13 protein-coding genes and 5 tRNA genes are annotated in these 16,534 nt (G+C 36.8%); 4 read left to right on the top strand and 14 right to left on the bottom strand.

Translation table 11 applies throughout. The features are described 5' to 3' along the window. Positions 1–792 precede the first annotated feature (792 nt). The 4 genes from H4J39_RS01880 to H4J39_RS01865 form a co-directional block, all read right to left on the bottom strand. Positions 793–1,155, bottom strand: a complete 363-nt coding sequence (locus H4J39_RS01880; protein ID WP_182225727.1) for an RNA-binding S4 domain-containing protein — start codon at positions 1,153–1,155, stop codon at positions 793–795. Between the two features lie 148 nt (positions 1,156–1,303). After that, positions 1,304–3,079: a sensor histidine kinase gene (locus H4J39_RS01875; RefSeq protein WP_182225726.1), complete on the bottom strand. Its 1,776-nt coding sequence runs from the start codon at positions 3,077–3,079 to the stop codon at positions 1,304–1,306. 258 nt (positions 3,080–3,337) lie between these two features. Then, complete coding sequence (locus H4J39_RS01870; RefSeq protein ID WP_182225725.1) at positions 3,338–3,862, bottom strand: TlpA disulfide reductase family protein; 525 nt, start codon at positions 3,860–3,862, stop codon at positions 3,338–3,340. A 52-nt stretch (positions 3,863–3,914) separates the two neighbouring features. Continuing rightward, on the bottom strand, positions 3,915–4,364 hold the full coding sequence (locus tag H4J39_RS01865) for a GyrI-like domain-containing protein (protein ID WP_182225724.1): 450 nt from the start codon (positions 4,362–4,364) through the stop codon (positions 3,915–3,917). A 300-nt stretch (positions 4,365–4,664) separates the two neighbouring features. Here H4J39_RS01865 and H4J39_RS01860 point away from each other — a divergent pair, with 300 nt between their 5' ends. After that, positions 4,665–5,138, top strand: coding sequence for a DUF2947 domain-containing protein (locus tag H4J39_RS01860; RefSeq protein WP_182225723.1), 474 nt, complete (start codon positions 4,665–4,667; stop codon positions 5,136–5,138). A gap of 19 nt (positions 5,139–5,157) precedes the next feature. On the opposite strand, the gene H4J39_RS01855 is transcribed toward H4J39_RS01860, so the two are convergent. The 3 genes from H4J39_RS01855 to H4J39_RS01845 form a co-directional block, all read right to left on the bottom strand. Next, positions 5,158–6,222, bottom strand: coding sequence for an AI-2E family transporter (locus tag H4J39_RS01855; protein ID WP_182225722.1), 1,065 nt, complete (start codon positions 6,220–6,222; stop codon positions 5,158–5,160). A 107-nt stretch (positions 6,223–6,329) separates the two neighbouring features. Beyond that, the gene (locus H4J39_RS01850; RefSeq protein ID WP_182225721.1) at positions 6,330–8,903 is read right to left on the bottom strand and encodes an ABC transporter permease; all 2,574 of its coding nucleotides are present in this window, start codon (positions 8,901–8,903) and stop codon (positions 6,330–6,332) included. A gap of 2 nt (positions 8,904–8,905) precedes the next feature. Further along, a complete protein-coding gene (locus H4J39_RS01845) occupies positions 8,906–9,640 on the bottom strand; it encodes an ABC transporter ATP-binding protein (RefSeq protein ID WP_182225720.1) in 735 nt (244 codons plus the stop codon). Between H4J39_RS01845 and H4J39_RS01840 the strand changes: the two genes are divergently transcribed. After that, entirely contained in the window at positions 9,639–10,277 is a 639-nt protein-coding gene (locus H4J39_RS01840) for an arylesterase (protein WP_182225719.1), read from the top strand. The two genes, H4J39_RS01845 and H4J39_RS01840, sit on opposite strands and share 2 nt — an antisense overlap. 1 nt (position 10,278) lies before the next feature. Beyond that, positions 10,279–11,880 (top strand): cation:proton antiporter family protein, encoded by a 1,602-nt coding sequence (locus H4J39_RS01835; RefSeq protein WP_182225718.1) that lies wholly within the window; start codon positions 10,279–10,281, stop codon positions 11,878–11,880. A gap of 457 nt (positions 11,881–12,337) precedes the next feature. Here H4J39_RS01835 and H4J39_RS01830 read toward each other — a convergent pair. The 5 genes from H4J39_RS01830 to H4J39_RS01810 form a co-directional block, all read right to left on the bottom strand. Next, positions 12,338–12,413, bottom strand: a tRNA-Glu gene (locus tag H4J39_RS01830). Between the two features lie 184 nt (positions 12,414–12,597). Then, positions 12,598–12,673, bottom strand: a tRNA-Glu gene (locus tag H4J39_RS01825). Positions 12,674–12,860: 187 nt separating this feature from the next. Then, positions 12,861–12,936, bottom strand: a tRNA-Glu gene (locus H4J39_RS01820). 190 nt (positions 12,937–13,126) lie between these two features. Next, positions 13,127–13,202 (bottom strand) — tRNA-Glu (locus H4J39_RS01815). A 101-nt stretch (positions 13,203–13,303) separates the two neighbouring features. Beyond that, a tRNA-Ala gene (locus tag H4J39_RS01810) sits at positions 13,304–13,379 on the bottom strand. Between the two features lie 414 nt (positions 13,380–13,793). Here H4J39_RS01810 and yvcK point away from each other — a divergent pair. Continuing rightward, the gene (yvcK, locus tag H4J39_RS01805; protein WP_182225717.1) at positions 13,794–14,702 is read left to right on the top strand and encodes a uridine diphosphate-N-acetylglucosamine-binding protein YvcK; all 909 of its coding nucleotides are present in this window, start codon (positions 13,794–13,796) and stop codon (positions 14,700–14,702) included. Positions 14,703–14,774: 72 nt separating this feature from the next. Here the strand turns inward: yvcK and dcd are convergent, their stop codons facing one another. Both dcd and apbC read right to left on the bottom strand, forming a co-directional pair. Next, a complete protein-coding gene (gene dcd / locus H4J39_RS01800; protein ID WP_182225716.1) occupies positions 14,775–15,371 on the bottom strand; it encodes a dCTP deaminase in 597 nt (198 codons plus the stop codon). 50 nt (positions 15,372–15,421) lie between these two features. After that, positions 15,422–16,519: an iron-sulfur cluster carrier protein ApbC gene (gene apbC / locus H4J39_RS01795; protein ID WP_182225715.1), complete on the bottom strand. Its 1,098-nt coding sequence runs from the start codon at positions 16,517–16,519 to the stop codon at positions 15,422–15,424. Positions 16,520–16,534: the final 15 nt, after the last annotated feature.

Genomic DNA, 16,534 nt, shown 5'->3' with positions numbered 1-16,534 from the left:
CTTGAACAAATTGCGGCGATGTCAGGATTAGTGATTAATAAAAGCACAGGAACGGATGCCAGCTCATACTATGAAAGTATAAAATCAGCGGCCAGTGTTGCGCTGCTTGTTCAGGGTTGTCAACCCAGAGCTTAAAATCATTCAGTTTTAAATACTCCTTAAAAAGCTCCTCATATTTATATGCAGGGGCTTTTTTGATCATGAAATGTCTATCAAAATCAATTTGGGGGGAACGTCAGCTTTCCTAATAACTTTCAATTCTGCGGTCGAATGTCTTAGGTCAACTAACGGGTGCTCAGTTGGCATCGACAAACACTCACAATTTCAAAACATTACTTCCGGTTTGCGCACCAAGGGAACATTAGCACCATATTAGGGTTTAATAACCCTCTAAGAAAACCCGTAAAGCCCATAACCAAAGGTTTACGGGTTTTTTTATGTCTAAAGCTATTTTATGCGATTCTTTGAAATCCACTTTTTTAGTAGTACGGTAAGTAGTACCTGTTGAAAATACAATCAAGCGGTACTCCAAAATGGCAAAATTAACAAAACCACTAACCAATACAGAAGTTAGCTAAGTTAAAGATAAGCTTTATAAGATTGCAACTGGTGGAGGCTTTATTAGGGTTTAACAATACCTAATTAAAACCCGTAAGACTATATCAAGAATAGTTTTACGGGGCTTTTATGAGATGAGATTTTTCATACTACGTTTGAAATTCACGGTGAATTGAACTGTTTACCATTAAATATCACCCTTTATTTTAGATTACCGTAAAGTATTAACGAAAACTAACGTGAAGTAGATTTTCTTTTCGATGGCTCAGTAACCGTTTCTGATGAAATAACCCGTGCTTTACTTTTAGCTCTTTTTTTCTTTTTTGAACTTTTACTCGCTGAAACTACAGTACTGATAAACTCTGCTGATTTTTTGGTCGGGTTATAAGCAACTTCAATAATTTTGCCGTTACATTCGATAATATCGCCGGGGCTAATTTTTTTACGCTTTTGAATGGTAACTTCATTATTGACTAAAACATTACCTTCACTGATCATGGTTTTAGCTTCGCCACCAACAACCGTCTTGGCAATTTTGAGTAATTTACAAAGTTCTATAGGTTTAACACAAATGTCGATAATTGTGTGTTCTGACATGATATACGCCTAATAATAATAAATAATAAGATTATTTAAATTCTAACATATATAACAGTTATTGAATGAAACTTATATTAAGGATAATTCATAATGCTGGGCTAACCATACGGTAAATACGTGACGTAGGAATACGTAAAAATATCAACTAAATAACCTTTTTATCATTAATCGTCATGGGCAATGCAATAATAAACTGTGTATATTCATCAACGGCACTAAAACAAGTCACTTTACCGTTCAAACTTTGCGTGACTAGGTTATAGAGAATACTTAGGCCAAGGCCTGTACCATCTTGTCGTTTAATGGTGTAAAAAGGTTCAAAAACCTTCTCTATCTCTCCTACTTCAATACCACAACCGTTATCTTGAACGGTGAGCATCAGCATCTCGTTTTGTACTTTAAAACTAATTTTTATTTGACCATTAATAATACCTTTAAAGGCATGGGTTAAGGCATTATCAATCAATATAGTGGCAATTTGTGCAATGGTGCCTGGCGAAGTTAACAGTATTAAATCTTCGTCTCCTGATAAAAACATTTTAATATTTTGTTCATTTACTCGAGGAGACAATGTAGAAATAATGTCATTCAGGTATTTAAAGAAATTAATCGTACGTTTTTCATCATTTGATTGGTCAACGGCAATCATCTTAAAGTTTCTGACCAGCTCTGATGCTCGCTCTAAATTGCGCAAGATTATATCGCTACTGCTAATCAAACTATTACATTGATTAATAAATGATGTTCTATTGATCTTACCACTTTCAACGGCTTTTTTAATAAGCACCGCACTATGCTCTAAATTACTAGCGCCTGTTACAGCAATACCAATAGGCGTATTAATTTCGTGAGCAATACCGGCAACTAAGTTACCCAACGCGGCCATTTTCTCAGATTCAACCAGCTGGTCTTGTGTCGACTTTAATGACTCAAATGCTACCGCTAATTTTTTGTTTGTTTGGCTTAGCTCTTTAGTGCGCTCTTCTATTTTTTCTTCTAATTCATCTCTAGCTTTACTTAATTCGGCTTGGGTATTTTTCAATTCAGAAATATCGTCGTAAGTACCCACGATGCCAATCACTTCATTAAACTCATTAATAATTGGACGTTTAGAGGTGCGTAACCATATCGTTTTTCCATTAGCATGGGTTTGAGGTTCTTCTGAACTAATTAAGTGCTCTCTTGATGTCATGGTATTCGCGTCGTCTGAACGGTAAAGTTGTGCTTGTTCAGGAAATATATCAAAATCAGTCACACCAATAATATCTCTGGGTGAATTAAGATGAGCATCGTTTGCAAAAGCTTTGTTACTGCCTAAATACACAGACTCTCTATTTTTCCAAAAAACCCGTTGAGGCATTAAATTTAAAACGGTTTGAAAGGTGTTTATCTGCATACTTTTTTGTCTGTGTGTATAAGCAACAGAAAAAACATAATGAATAAATTGATAAAGCGAACTCGATTGTGAATTCAAGCCATTAGATGTATCAGACTCATAACTAATCACACCTATAATCTCATCACCGAGAAAAAAAGGTAAAACATAACAATTATTATTTTGCGTGTCGCTAAAGTCGGTATTATTTAAAAAGCTAAGCATTACTTGGCTTTTACTTTGCTTTATTTCTTTTAATTGATGGCTTAACAAGCGAATAGTATCAGGCTGTTCTCTTTGTTCAATATTAACGCTAATACGCTGTTCAATTGGCTGATTATCGGCTGTAGTAAGACAGTAAGTATTGTATTGCGACTTTTTGTTTTGAATGTCGTTATAAGCCAAAGTAAAAGTAAAAAACGGGGTATCTAAAAGAACAGATAGCTTTTTCATCGCAAAAGAAAAATGCATTGTTTTCGTAAAATCAATTTCTGAATCTAATGATAATAAACGTATAAATTCTAATTGTTGTTGGCTTTTACTCACTTATACACCCTTGCTGATTAAGATACATTTTAAATATATATGATGATTTCAATTAAGGATAATTATTTATTGCTTTATATTACTGATATTAACGTCCGTATTTACAATGATTTCAGCCTCTTAATTGTAGACGCTAATTAAATCTGTTTTACAGAAAACACCTCACCTATGCCAATAAACAATATTTAAGATTGGCATGACATAAGTGTTAGTTAATCACCTGATAATATTTAGGTCACAGCCCATTTAATAAATGGATCACGACTTATTTGAAAGCTCTTTATTCAAAATATTAACTATTTTTTCTCTAGAAGAGTCGCCATAACCGACACTTTGATAGATGAGTTCACCGTTCTTTCCAACGATGAATAAATGAGGTATTCCTTCAACACCAAATTTACTCCCCAAATTACCACGTTTATCATGTGTTAACGTTAATGCTAGTGCGGATAATTGCTTTTTGATACTTCGATATTGTTTCCTGCTTTCTTTGAAATTAACGGCAACCACTTGTATTTTATCTTTACCTAATGTTGTTTGAATTTCTTCTAAAATAGGCAGTTCTTTCAAACAAGGGGCACACCACGATGCCCAAAATGAGATAATAACAATTTTACCTTTATTGTCGGCTAAATTAACTTTTACACCTTCTCTATTTTCACCGAGGTAATTAGGGGGAATATCCCCTATATCTAATTTTGACATCGCATTAGTATTAACTGCCACTAAAGCAAGTAGGAATATAAATAACCTTTTTCGATTGTTCAATATTATTGACTCCATTCAAGTTTCCTTTTTTAGGGTAAATTACTGACTGTAAACAGGCTAGATAAAGCTACCTAACCGCTATATGTACTTCTATTTGCTCACCATTAGGATAAAACTCAAAGTCTGTTGAGTATTTTCTTTTATATTCAGCTTGTTCGTTAGAAAAGTAATGCCAAACCTCAGTCCAAGCATCAATCGCTATTTGAGGCATTTCTCCTTTATGCGTAAAAACAAGATACTTCGCCTGTGGAATCGTAATCGATTCTAATTGTAGATTTGACGGAAATAACCTACCGTCAAACCCAGCAAGTACCGTAAATTCTCCGGTATGATCAGATTGATAATCGAAATAGACACCATAGACTCTTTCTCCGTTCTTATAATCAACAGGAACCGCTTTATCAAAAGTCTGCCAAAGCCTACCTATTTTTCCGTTGTTGGGGTCCATTTCAGCGGCATTGTTTGTTCTAATAGATAAACCATTAATGGTTATTTCTGAAACAAATCTCAATTCCATTTTGTTACTCTTCTCTTTGTATTTTCTTTAAATCAGGGCCAACGTTTATTGGCTTAAATTTCAATAGGGTATTAAGCGAAATAATATTTAAAAACTATTTATTGCTCATTAACATTAATATTACATGAACAGTGAGAATGATGAACGCAAAATTTTAATTATTTATCAAACTTTATATTTTTAAAATGACCTTTTAAAAGCCATAGAAAAAAATAACGCGTTATCAAGTCAAAAACACAACCTTAATGGTGTATCATCTACAAATGACTCCGTACTCTCTCAAATAACCCTAGTGACTTCATGAATTATATTCCTTTAGATGACCTTAAAAATGCTTGGATCTTTAGACATAAGAGCTTACCAATAAATGATAAAGATAAAGCAAAAATAAAACCAATGGCACAGGCTCGGGCACAAATTGTTTGGGATACCTTTATTAGCCGCCAAGTCGACCATCCTGATTTCTTTAAAAAAGGTGATTGGCCTTTTGAAGAAACTACATGGCAAAAAGCATTGGCGTGGGAAAGTATTTGGGACAGCGAACAGGCAAAATTACCAGAAGAAGTGATTGCCCATTTAGCATGGGACAACAACACTGTTGTTTACTTTTGTAGTGCTAGAAATAATGTTATTGAAACAACGTGGGCTGTTTTTCAACGTTGTTGGAAAAACTTTCTGTTCATGGATGACGGACCACTTCTCATCGGTAAAAAACGTAAAGAAGCGGTGCAATTTTTATCTAACGGTCAATGTAAACTGGGCCTAAAAAAGTAAATATACTATAAATTTAGGCTTAGCTCTTAACATCAATATGTTCAAGTTCGTTAATATCATCGTCACCTGACAATAAAATAGCAAACCAACGACCTTCTTCTGCGTTTTCTAAGCCAATTTTAATAATCATCGTTAATGGTACTGAAAGTAACATACCTACTGATCCGAGCAACCATCCCCAAAAAATGAGTGAAAGAAAGATAACCAAAGTTGACAAACCTAGCCCTTTTCCTAAGTAACGTGGTTCGACGATATTCCCCATTACCATATTAATGACGACATACCCAAGACCTATAAGACCCGCTTCAGGTAAGCTCAATTGCAATACTGCAAGCGACATCGCAGGAACTGCTGCGATAATAGAACCAATATTAGGAATGTAATTAAGCAGAAAAGCGAGTACTCCCCAAAGTAAGAAAAAGTCTAAACCAAAGGCCCATAGCATCAGCGAGACAATAATGCCCGTTGCAATACTGACTAAGGTTTTTATCGCTAAATAGTTATTTACGGAGGTAAGAAAACGGTCAATTTGTTTTAAACGCATTTCGGGATCAGCTAAAGCAAAATGTAATTTTTTAGGAATAGATGATGCTTCAAAAAGCATAAAAATAACGGTAATGATGATAAGAAATAAATTAGCCATCACGCTACCTAACCCACTCAGCATATCTGCTGCTAGTCCCATTGCCGCTGCAGGGTCAAAATACTCCATGAGTAATGCCGGGGATATAATAATATTTTTATCGGCTAACTGTGCGGTTACCCAAACAAATTGCACATTTAATTGTTCGCGATATTCAGGTAGTTTTAAAGAAAGTTCCGTGAGCGACTTACCTACTAGCCCAGCGAGTGACAAAGCAATAATAACAAACAAGGCGATCACTAAAAGTACAGCGACAACTTTCGGTATTTTATAGCGACTTGCCCGCGCAATAAGCGGGTTACAAATAATAGCGATAAAAACGGAGAGTAAAAATGGTACTAAAATATTAGCGGCGGTTTTTATACCAGCAAAAACAACAAAAAGTGCAGCTGTTACCACCAGCATCTTTACTGCGCCACCTGATTTTTCTATTAATCCCATAGTGTTAACTTTATCTTTTAAAAAACGTTACTGTGGTGACAACTATACCCGAAACTTAAATCTAGTGTTAATAAACTTAAGTTTCGGTCGAAACAAAACGAGTATGTTTACATAGTACGGCGGATCAATGTCAAACTAGACAGGTTTAATAGTCGCCAACAACTTAGCATTCCCATGACACCAACAAACCCAGCGCCTGCCCCTATACCTATTAACCAGTAGCTGAAGTGAAAGCTCGGTGACATTTCAAATACTTGAGTTTGTAAGAAAAACACCGCTATTTCCATAGCGATACTTGCCATTAAACCGGCGACAGCACCAAGCGCAACAAACTCGAACAAAATACTATTACGCAGTAATGAACCTTTTGCACCTAAAGTACGTAAAATTGCCAGTTCTCGTTCTCGCTCTTCCATACTCGCTTGTACCTGTGCGATTAACACTAAGCTTCCCGCTAAAATAACTAACACTAAAATAAGCTCAATAGCGATAGAGACTTGCTCGATCATGCTGGTTAGCTGTTTCATAATCGCACCAAAGTCCATAATTGAAATGGTGGGGTATTCACTTAGAAAACGATAAACTTCATTTTTTTGTGGTTCTGCAATCATCCACGCCGAAATATAGGTGGTGTCGATATCGATAACAGCGGCTTCGTTAAAAATCATAATGAAATTTAACTGTCGACTTTTCCAATTAACATCACGAATACTGGTAACAGGCACAGAGAATTCGTTAGTGCCTATCGTAAAAGTAAGTTCATCACCAAGCTTAACGTCTAAACGTTCTGCCATACCTTTTTCCATAGAAACTTGTGGCGAGGTATCAGCTTTTTGCCACCACTGCCCTTCCACAACTTCATTGGTCATCGGTAACTCTGCTTGCCATGTTAAGCTTAATTCTCGGCCAGCACCTTTACGTCCTTTCGGCTTCTCTTCATCACCTTCTTTAGCTTTACTTTCTTTTACTGTTGATGAGTCCTTCCTGTCTTTATCGTCAACACTCACTGTTTTCTCACCATTAATAGCTGACAAACGCCCTCTAAAAATAGGATAAAAACCTTGATTATCAAGACTTAATTCTTCAGCAAAGGCTTTAAGTGGAGCAACTTCTTCGTTCGCAATATTAAGTAAGTAGTGATTAGGCGTGTTTTTAGGAAACTGTGCTTGCCATTCATCAATAATTGAACTTTTCATGACCGTAATTAACAGTAATAATTGAATAGCGATAGTAAAACTGACTAATTGCACACTGTTTTCATTGGCTCGACGCTTTAAGTTGGCTAATGCTAAATGCCAAGCTTTACCCGCTTTAGCGCCTGCACTTCGCCCTGCTCCCATAATTAATCGCCCTAGGAGCAACAAAACACCTGAAACAAGTATGCCTCCAAGTAACAAAGACAAGCTCATTATTAGGTCTTGGCTAAACAACATCAGTAACGCAAAAAGTGCCACTAGTGGAATAACTTGATGCCAACCAAAACGCGGTAAAACACTTTGATTAAAGCCACGGATAACATCGAGTGGTTTCGTCGAAATTAATTCTGTGATCGGATGGATAGCAAAAGCAACTGCGCAAAGTAGCCCAGTAATAATCGCGGTTATAAAAGGTTTAAAGGTTAACTGACTCTCGTCTAATGACAGATAGCTATCAATAGCGCTAACACCCGCGATCATCAGCACATAACCAACAATAAGTCCGACTATGATGCTAACTAAGCTCAGTATCCCCCAATTAAGCATATATAATTTTTTAACATGTGACGTTGAAGCGCCTAACGCTTTAAATACAGCAACCATAGGTTGATGGCGTTGTCCGTATCGTCTACTTGCAACTGCAACGGCGACTGCAGCGAGTACAATACCTAACATACTAGCGAGCGATAAAAATTTCTCTGAACTGTCTAAAACTTTTGATAAGCGATTCTTTGCTGATTTAGCATCGTACCAATTTTGAGTTTCGTTAAGTTGCGGCTTTACCCAGGTTTCAAATGCTTCAACATCATCTCGTTCACCTGCAAACAGATATTGATAATAAACGCGACTACCCGGCTTTATCAACTGGGTTTTTTCGATATCTTTAATATTAAAAAATATTGCAGGCCCCGCCACAAACATGCGGTATGACCGGTCTGGGATCTCAACAATAACCCCCGCAATAGTCAGTGGTAAAACACCCACTTCTATCGTGCCACCAATTTTAACGTCTAATCGGCTGAGAATACTTTCTTCGACATAAGCCGTACCTTGCTTTGGCGCGCCAACAGACGTTGGTATGGCTTGATCTAACGACATTTTAACAAGAAATTCCCCCCGCAAAGGATACTTCTCAGAAATGACATCAAGTTCAGATAGCAACATGTTATCGCCTGAAAACACCATAGAGTCGAGTAATATCTTAGACGCCACATTGAGTGATAGGCTGTCACTTTTATCTAAATATTCAGTGGGAATTTCTCTACTGGAGCCCAACACACGATCAGCCGCTATGGTATTAGCGCTGTTGGTAATAATGGCTTGTTTAATTTGTTCTGAAAAGCCCGTTAATGAAAACACCGTTCCTACAGCGAGCACAATGGCTAAAAATATAATGGTTAATTCGCCACGCCTAAATTCATGATGTAACAAGCGTAACGATTGTTTAACCCAACTCTTTGATGGTTTTACGATTAGTTCACTCATAGTTAGCCTGCTTTCGTGTCAGCTGAACGTTCATCTTCAGTGATGTTATTCAAATTAACTTCTTGTAAAACACCACTGTCCATTTCGACTTGACGTTGACAACGCTGCGCTAATTTTCGATCGTGGGTAACCAGCACTAATGTAGTGCCGTGTTTTTCATTTAATTGAAATAATAGGTCAGCAATGTGAATACCGGTTTTAGTATCTAAATTACCCGTGGGTTCATCAGCAAATAGAACATCTGGCTTAGTAATAAAAGCACGAGCGATAGCGACTCTCTGTTGTTCACCACCTGATAATTGTGACGGGTAGTGCTCTGCTCGTTCCCCTAACCCGACAGATGCCAGCAATTCAAGCCCAAGCTCTTTCGCATCAGGTAAATTGGCAAGCTCTGCAGGTAGCATGACATTTTCAAGTGCAGTTAAACTACTAATTAATAAGAATTGTTGAAAGATAAATCCAACATGATCCGCGCGCACTTGGCTACGTTGCTCTTCATTAAACTGGTGTAATGGGTGGTTTTTAAGATAAACTTCACCTGATGTAGGTAAATCTAAGCCCGCTAAGATAGATAACAACGTTGTTTTACCTGAACCTGATGAACCTACTATCGCTAAAGTTTCGCCTGTATTCACTGTTAGATGAACAGGTTGGAGTAGCTCAAGGGTTTTCTCTTCTAACTGCACAGATTTAGTTAACGCACTTACTTTTAATATGGCTTCGGAATTTGACTTCATGAATAAACATCCCATTTATATTTTATTTTTAAGCTTAATAGCTTTAACTTCAACATCTTTTTCGGCATTGGCTAACCTTTCAGCCAAGCATTCTATTTTACTACTAGGTGATAGTGTTAGTGCAAGCTATGGAATGAAACAAAACCAAGGCTGGGTTCACCTGTTAAATGAACAACTCATTACGCAAAAAAGCGCTTATAAGATCACAAACGCTAGCATTAGTGGTGAGACTACAACAGGCGGTTTAGCAAGGTTACCGGGGATATTAGCCAAAGAAAAGGTTGACCATTTAGTGATAGAGCTTGGTGGCAATGATGGTCTTAGAGGGTATTCGCCAAAGAAAATAAAAAATAATTTGTTACAAATGATAAAGCTCGCTCAAGAGAAAAATATTCCGATAACCCTTTATCAAATAAAAATCACCCCAAATTATGGGCCCCGTTATAACAAAATGTTTGAACAAGTTTTTATGGATGTTGCCGCTGTAACTAACAGTAACTTATTACCTTTTTTTGTTGAGCCTTTAATAACAGACCCAAGCCTAATGCAAGAAGATGGCATTCACCCAAGTATTAAAGCTCAGCCTATTATTGCTGAGTTTGTCGCTAAGCAGTTTCAACAAATCATGGAAAAATAAAATGGACTTTATTTGGATTTTATTTGCCTTTGGTTGTGGTATGGCAGCAAAGTCATTTTCTCTTCCCCCTTCAATTGGCTATTTATTTGCTGGGTTTTTATTGAATTTTTTAGGCTTCCAAGCAGACGAAAGTATAAATACCCTAGCAAACCTAGGCATAACATTAATGTTATTTACTATCGGCTTAAAACTTAATGTTAAAGATTTATTAAAAAAAGAAGTTTGGTTAGGGAGTTTATCTCATAGTGTCACTTGGGTATTGTTAGGCGCCCTCATACTAAAGTTATTCGCGCTTGCCGCCATTGGTTATTTTACAGACTTATCTTTTTACACCATTGGCTTAATTATTTTTGCCTTAAGTTTTAGTAGTACAGTTTGTGTGGTTAAACTGATGGAAGACCATGGAGAAATGCGAACTCGCCATGGTAAATTAGCAGTGGGAATTTTAGTAATACAAGATATTGTTGCTGTAATTTTCTTAGTCGTAGCTACGGGTAAATCTCCCACCTTATGGGCTTTATTACTGTTGAGTGCTTTTTTAATAAAACCACTCATAAATAAAATTATTGACCAAGTAGGTCATGGTGAACTTATACCGCTTACTGGCTTCTTTTTAGCTTTTGGTGCTTATGAAATTTTTGAATTAGTGAGTATTAAAGGCGATTTAGGTGCGCTTCTCGTTGGTATGTATTTAGCTTCGCACAGTAAAGCGAGCGAAATTAATAAATCATTGATGGGCTTTAAAGACCTCTTTTTGATTGGTTTTTTCTTATCTATTGGCTTTACCGCATTACCCACTTTGGAAATGCTTGCTATGGCGAGTCTACTCACCTTACTTATCCCAATAAAGTTTTGTTTGTTCTTTTTTCTTTTCACACAGTTCAAATTACGTGGCAGAACCTCTTATTTAACCGCACTAGCGTTAAGTAACTTTAGTGAATTTGGTTTGATCATCGCTTCGCTATCAACAAAGAATAACTGGTTAAGTAATGATTGGCTGGTTATTTTATCATTAGCGGTATCTTTATCGTTTATAATCACTAATATCACTTACAATTTTGCTCATCAAATTTTTACGCGACATAAATCACTTATTTGCAAATACGAAAGAAAAAGTAAACTCAGTGAAGATAATTTCATACAACCTTGTGATGCCCCCATTGTTGTTATTGGTATGGGCCGTGTCGGTATGGGCGCGTATAAAGCTTTAGATAACCAGGCTAGTGGTCAAGTATGGGGATTAGATGCAGATCAAGGTAAAATAGCTTGGTTAAATGACAACGACATACAAGCTTTTTGTGGTGACGCTGAAAACATTGATTTTTGGGAGAACATAAAGATAGATAAATTGGAATTGATCTTACTCGCTCTCCCAAAAATTCAAGACATAAAAAATATAACCCTTCAACTAAGGCACGCAAATTATCAAGGAAAAATAGCGGCTATCGCTCGCTTTGACGATGAACGACAAGAAATTGAAACCTATGGCGTAGATAAAGTGTTTAACTTCTATACCGAAGCCGGTGTTGGTTTTGCTGAGGAAAGTTTAGCGATGATGAAGCCCTCTATTAGCGATGATAATGAGTTATATCAAGTGAAGTAATTAATGGTTAAATATTCCAATAGCTCAATATTAATAGTCATAGCAGTAGACTTTCGTTAGGTACTGCTTTTGGAAAGCTTATGGGTAAACGGATAATATTAAAAAATTAAAGGTGTATACGACTGCATGGACGCAGAAGCTCAAACGACTCAGAAAGCAAAGCCAGGGTTCTACTATGCACTGAGTCAATTTAGTTATTTTAAGCTCGCTAATGCATGATTAAGTCGCTAATAACTTATTTCAATGGCAATAATCTAACAAACAACTCAAGTAACTTAACATCAGTCGTGATTTTTCTTATATAAGAGCCAGTCGCTACAACAATAAACTCCCGTTAAACACCATAAGTTTTGCTTGCTTGTTATCAAATTTTAGGCATAAAAAAACCGACAATAAGTCGGTTTCTCTATTACTTATATCACTGATTATTGAGTAAAAATATCAGATAAAAAATAAGTGGCATCCCTAAGGGGATTCGAACCCCTGTTACCGCCGTGAAAGGGCGGTGTCCTAGGCCTCTAGACGATAGGGACACTAAAACTATTAAGTAAAAAACATTAAATAACAATGTCAGCTACTTTAGAAAAGCATCAAACAAGATTTTCATCTTGCTTTTATGATTGAATTAACTATTCAACCAAAGGAAACAACAAGACCTAGTTTGTTATACCCTTTTACTTACTCATTAATATCCCATTAAGGGAGATTATAAATAAGTGGCATCCCTAAGGGGATTCGAACCCCTGTTACCGCCGTGAAAGGGCGGTGTCCTAGGCCTCTAGACGATAGGGACACTAAAACTATTAAGTAAACAAACATTGAATAAACAACATGCGGCTACTTTAGAAAAGCATCAAACAAGATTTTCATCTTGCTTTTATGATTGAATTAACTATTCAACCAAAGGAAACAACAAGACCTAGTTTGTTATACCCTTTTACTTACAAATTAATATCCCACTAAGGGAAATTATAAATAAGTGGCATCCCTAAGGGGATTCGAACCCCTGTTACCGCCGTGAAAGGGCGGTGTCCTAGGCCTCTAGACGATAGGGACACTAAAACTATTAAATAGACAAACATTGAATTAACAACGTGCAACTACTTTAGAAAAGCATCAGACAAGATTTACATCTTGTTTTTATGGTCGAATACAAATATTCATCCAAAGGAGATAACAAGACCTAGTTTGTTATACCCTGTTTACTTATTCTAGCGACTTTCAATAAAGAAAACAAAAAAATAAGTGGCATCCCTAAGGGGATTCGAACCCCTGTTACCGCCGTGAAAGGGCGGTGTCCTAGGCCTCTAGACGATAGGGACACAAATACTATCGTGAAAAGTAAACTTTTCTATTTTAAGTCATTAAAACTTAAAACCAATATTGTTCAAATAAAAACATCTTATTCAATCAACTTTAAACTTGGTGGAGCTATGCGGGATCGAACCGCAGACCTCTTCGCTGCCAGCGAAGCGCTCTCCCAGCTGAGCTATAGCCCCGCTACAAATAGATAACATGGCCTAATATGCTATAAATTCATTGCCAAACAAATGATTAATCACTCGTTGAAAGCGAGGCGCATTCTAAGCACCCGCCCTAAAACTGTCAACTCTTATTTTAGATAAAAAGGTATTTTTTTCAAAGTTTCTTACTAAGTGTTTACTTAAGCGTCAAGTTGATTATTTTTTGTTTAAATCAGTCATTTATCCATGCCTACTTTTTAATAACACTTTTATATATTCTCTCTTCCCCGATGTCACTAATGTTAAAGGGGTATTTATTTACAATGTTGAGTTTCTCATACCATTTTTGAATAAACAGGTTAGGCAAGATCAATGTAATCAAGGTTTATGGTTTATTTATGACAAAATAGGAGGTAAAGTTGTACTAAGATCTGATAATAAGAATTATTCATGCAACTAGAAAAGCTAAATGTTGTAGCAATTGGTGGAGGTCACGGTTTAGGTCGTGTGTTATCTACCCTCTCTTTTTTAAAAAAACAGTTAACCGGTATCGTTACTACAACAGATAACGGAGGCTCTACTGGTCGATTACGCAGGCGAACTAGTTCTATTGCTTGGGGTGATTTAAGAAATTGCTTAACATTACTCGTTGATGAAGATTCTGTTGGCAGTCAATTATTTGATTTTAGGTTTGATGGACAAGATGAACTCGGTGGTCATAATTTAGGTAACCTTATATTATATGCGCTGGGTAAACTGCAATCTCGACCGCTTGATTCAATAAAACTTGTTAGGCGTTTATTAGGTGTTAGAACACCTCTATACCCAATGTCTGAGACACCAACCGACTTAATGGCTTTTTACCCAAAGGGTCGCTGTAAAGTGGGTGAGTTATCTGTTGATAAAATGCCGATAATGCCCGAAAAATTATTATTAGCCCCTTTAGTTAAAACGTTACCCTTGTGTATTGAATCAATAAGGTCTGCTGATTTAATTATATTAGGTCCAGGAAGCTTTCTTACCAGCGTTATCCCGCCGCTATTAGTGAGAGATATCACTAAAGCAATTCAAGCGAGTTCTGCTCATTGTGTGTTTATTGAGAACTTAGGCCCAGAAGATAGCCCCGCTGCTGCGCTTACTTTAGATGAAAAACTTAACTGGATAAAAGAAAATATTGGATGTTTGCCCATTGATAGTGTTATCTGTCACGATGAAACCGTCACATCAGAAATTCTACCTATCATTCACTGTGACCTATCAAATAGTTCAGGGAGTCTCTACCATGATAAAGAGAAACTGTTGAATGCATTGAAACTTTGTATAAGTCATATTGATAAGCAACAAATTATCTCCGCATAACTTTTATACCAAATAAAAAAACCGTAAAATGATTCGCTCATTTTACGGTTTTTAGTTTTTAGTTTTTAGTTTTTAGTTTTTAGACGAATCGTCTTGACTAATACGGCTAGCAACAGCGCCGGTTTGATTTTTATATTTTGCATCTTCACGCTTATTATAAGGGCGTAAAGCACTTGAAGACATTGTTTCAAAATTAAGTGCTGCTATTTTCATTTTAGGACGAAGTGCTAAAGGAAGCTTACCACTGTTATAAAATTCTAAAACAATCTGCCCAGACCAACCTGGATCGATTCGATGCGCAGTTACATGCACCATTAAGCCCAAACGTGCTAATGATGAACGACCATCCAACCAACCGACGATATTGTCCGGTAAAGTGACCGATTCATAAGTAACCGCTAGTGCTAATTCACCTGGATGTAAAAAGAAAGCCTCACCATCTGCGATAACAATTTCATCACTCATCACTGAGTCCATCGCTTTTTGCATTTCAGCTTTTGGACCACTTAAATCAATATAAGGTGCGGTGTGATCTTGAAAAACGCGAAATTCATTACCTAATCGAATATCAACACTTACCCCTGAAATCATACTGCTATCGGGTGCAGGTGAGATAATAATTTCACCTCTTTCAAGCGATGTTTCTATGTCTTTGTCGGACAATCTCATGTTAGTTCTTCTTACGTTAATGCTTTAAGGTTAGGGAATTAGCGATAAAGCTAATCTTCAATCAATATACTCGCAGTATTAGGACTGCGTGAGTCCAGCTGCAAATACAACTGAGCGGCAATATTTCGCGCTATCTTACGGTATTGCTGACTAATGTTACTAGTACTATCTGCTAATATTGGCGAAACACCATTATCAGCATCAGAGCGAATACTCACATCAAGCGGTAACTGTCCTAGTAATTGCGTGCCATATTTATCAGCAACGCGTTTTCCGCCTCCCTCTCCAAATAAGTGTGAATGATGGCCACAGTTTTCACATTGGTGATAACTCATATTTTCAATAATACCTAAAACAGGTACTTTTACTTGCTCAAACATTGCAATGCCCTTTATTGCATCAGCAAGTGCTATATCTTGTGGTGTCGTTACAACAACTGAAGCCGCAACGGGCACCTGTTGTGATAACGTTAATTGAATATCACCAGTTCCTGGTGGCATATCAACAATTAAATAATCTATGCCTTGCCAGTCGGTTTCATTAAGTAGTTGGCTAAAAGCTCGACTTGCCATCGGACCTCGCCAAACAGTTGCATCGTTTTCATCCACTAAAAAGCCAAGAGACATTGCACTTAGGCCATTAGCGTCTATGGGCGTTAATAACTTACCATCGACGGAGCTGGGTTTTTCGCCTTTCATACCTAATAATGTAGGGACTGAAGGTCCATATATATCTGCATCTAAAATAGCAACTGAACTCCCTTCAGCTATCAATGCATAGGCAACATTTACCGCTGTCGTTGACTTTCCTACACCACCTTTACCTGAGGCAACAGCAATAATATTTTTTATACCTGTAATTTCATGACTTCGCACTGGGCGTATATCGAAACTAATATCAAATCTAACCGTTTGTTCAAACTGCTTAGTGAGCAGTTCACTTAATAAATCGATCTCACCAAGACATGGAAAAGGTAATGTTAATTTAATAACAACGTTATTGCTTTTTTCCAAGGTAATTTCAGGACAAATATCTGGAAATAAAATCCCTTTCGGGAAATTGTCACTACGATAACTTTTTAAAGTATCAAGAAGTGCTTGTTTTGTATCACTAGAGAGTGTTTTTGAGGAAAATATCTTTGAGAACATTTTAAAAGGCACTTT

It is taken from the genome of Colwellia sp. Bg11-12 (assembly GCF_014076955.1).
In the GTDB taxonomy this organism is placed as follows: domain Bacteria; phylum Pseudomonadota; class Gammaproteobacteria; order Enterobacterales; family Alteromonadaceae; genus Colwellia_A.
Note: the sequence above shows the minus strand (reverse complement) of the source record. Positions and strands in the feature narration are given on the sequence as shown.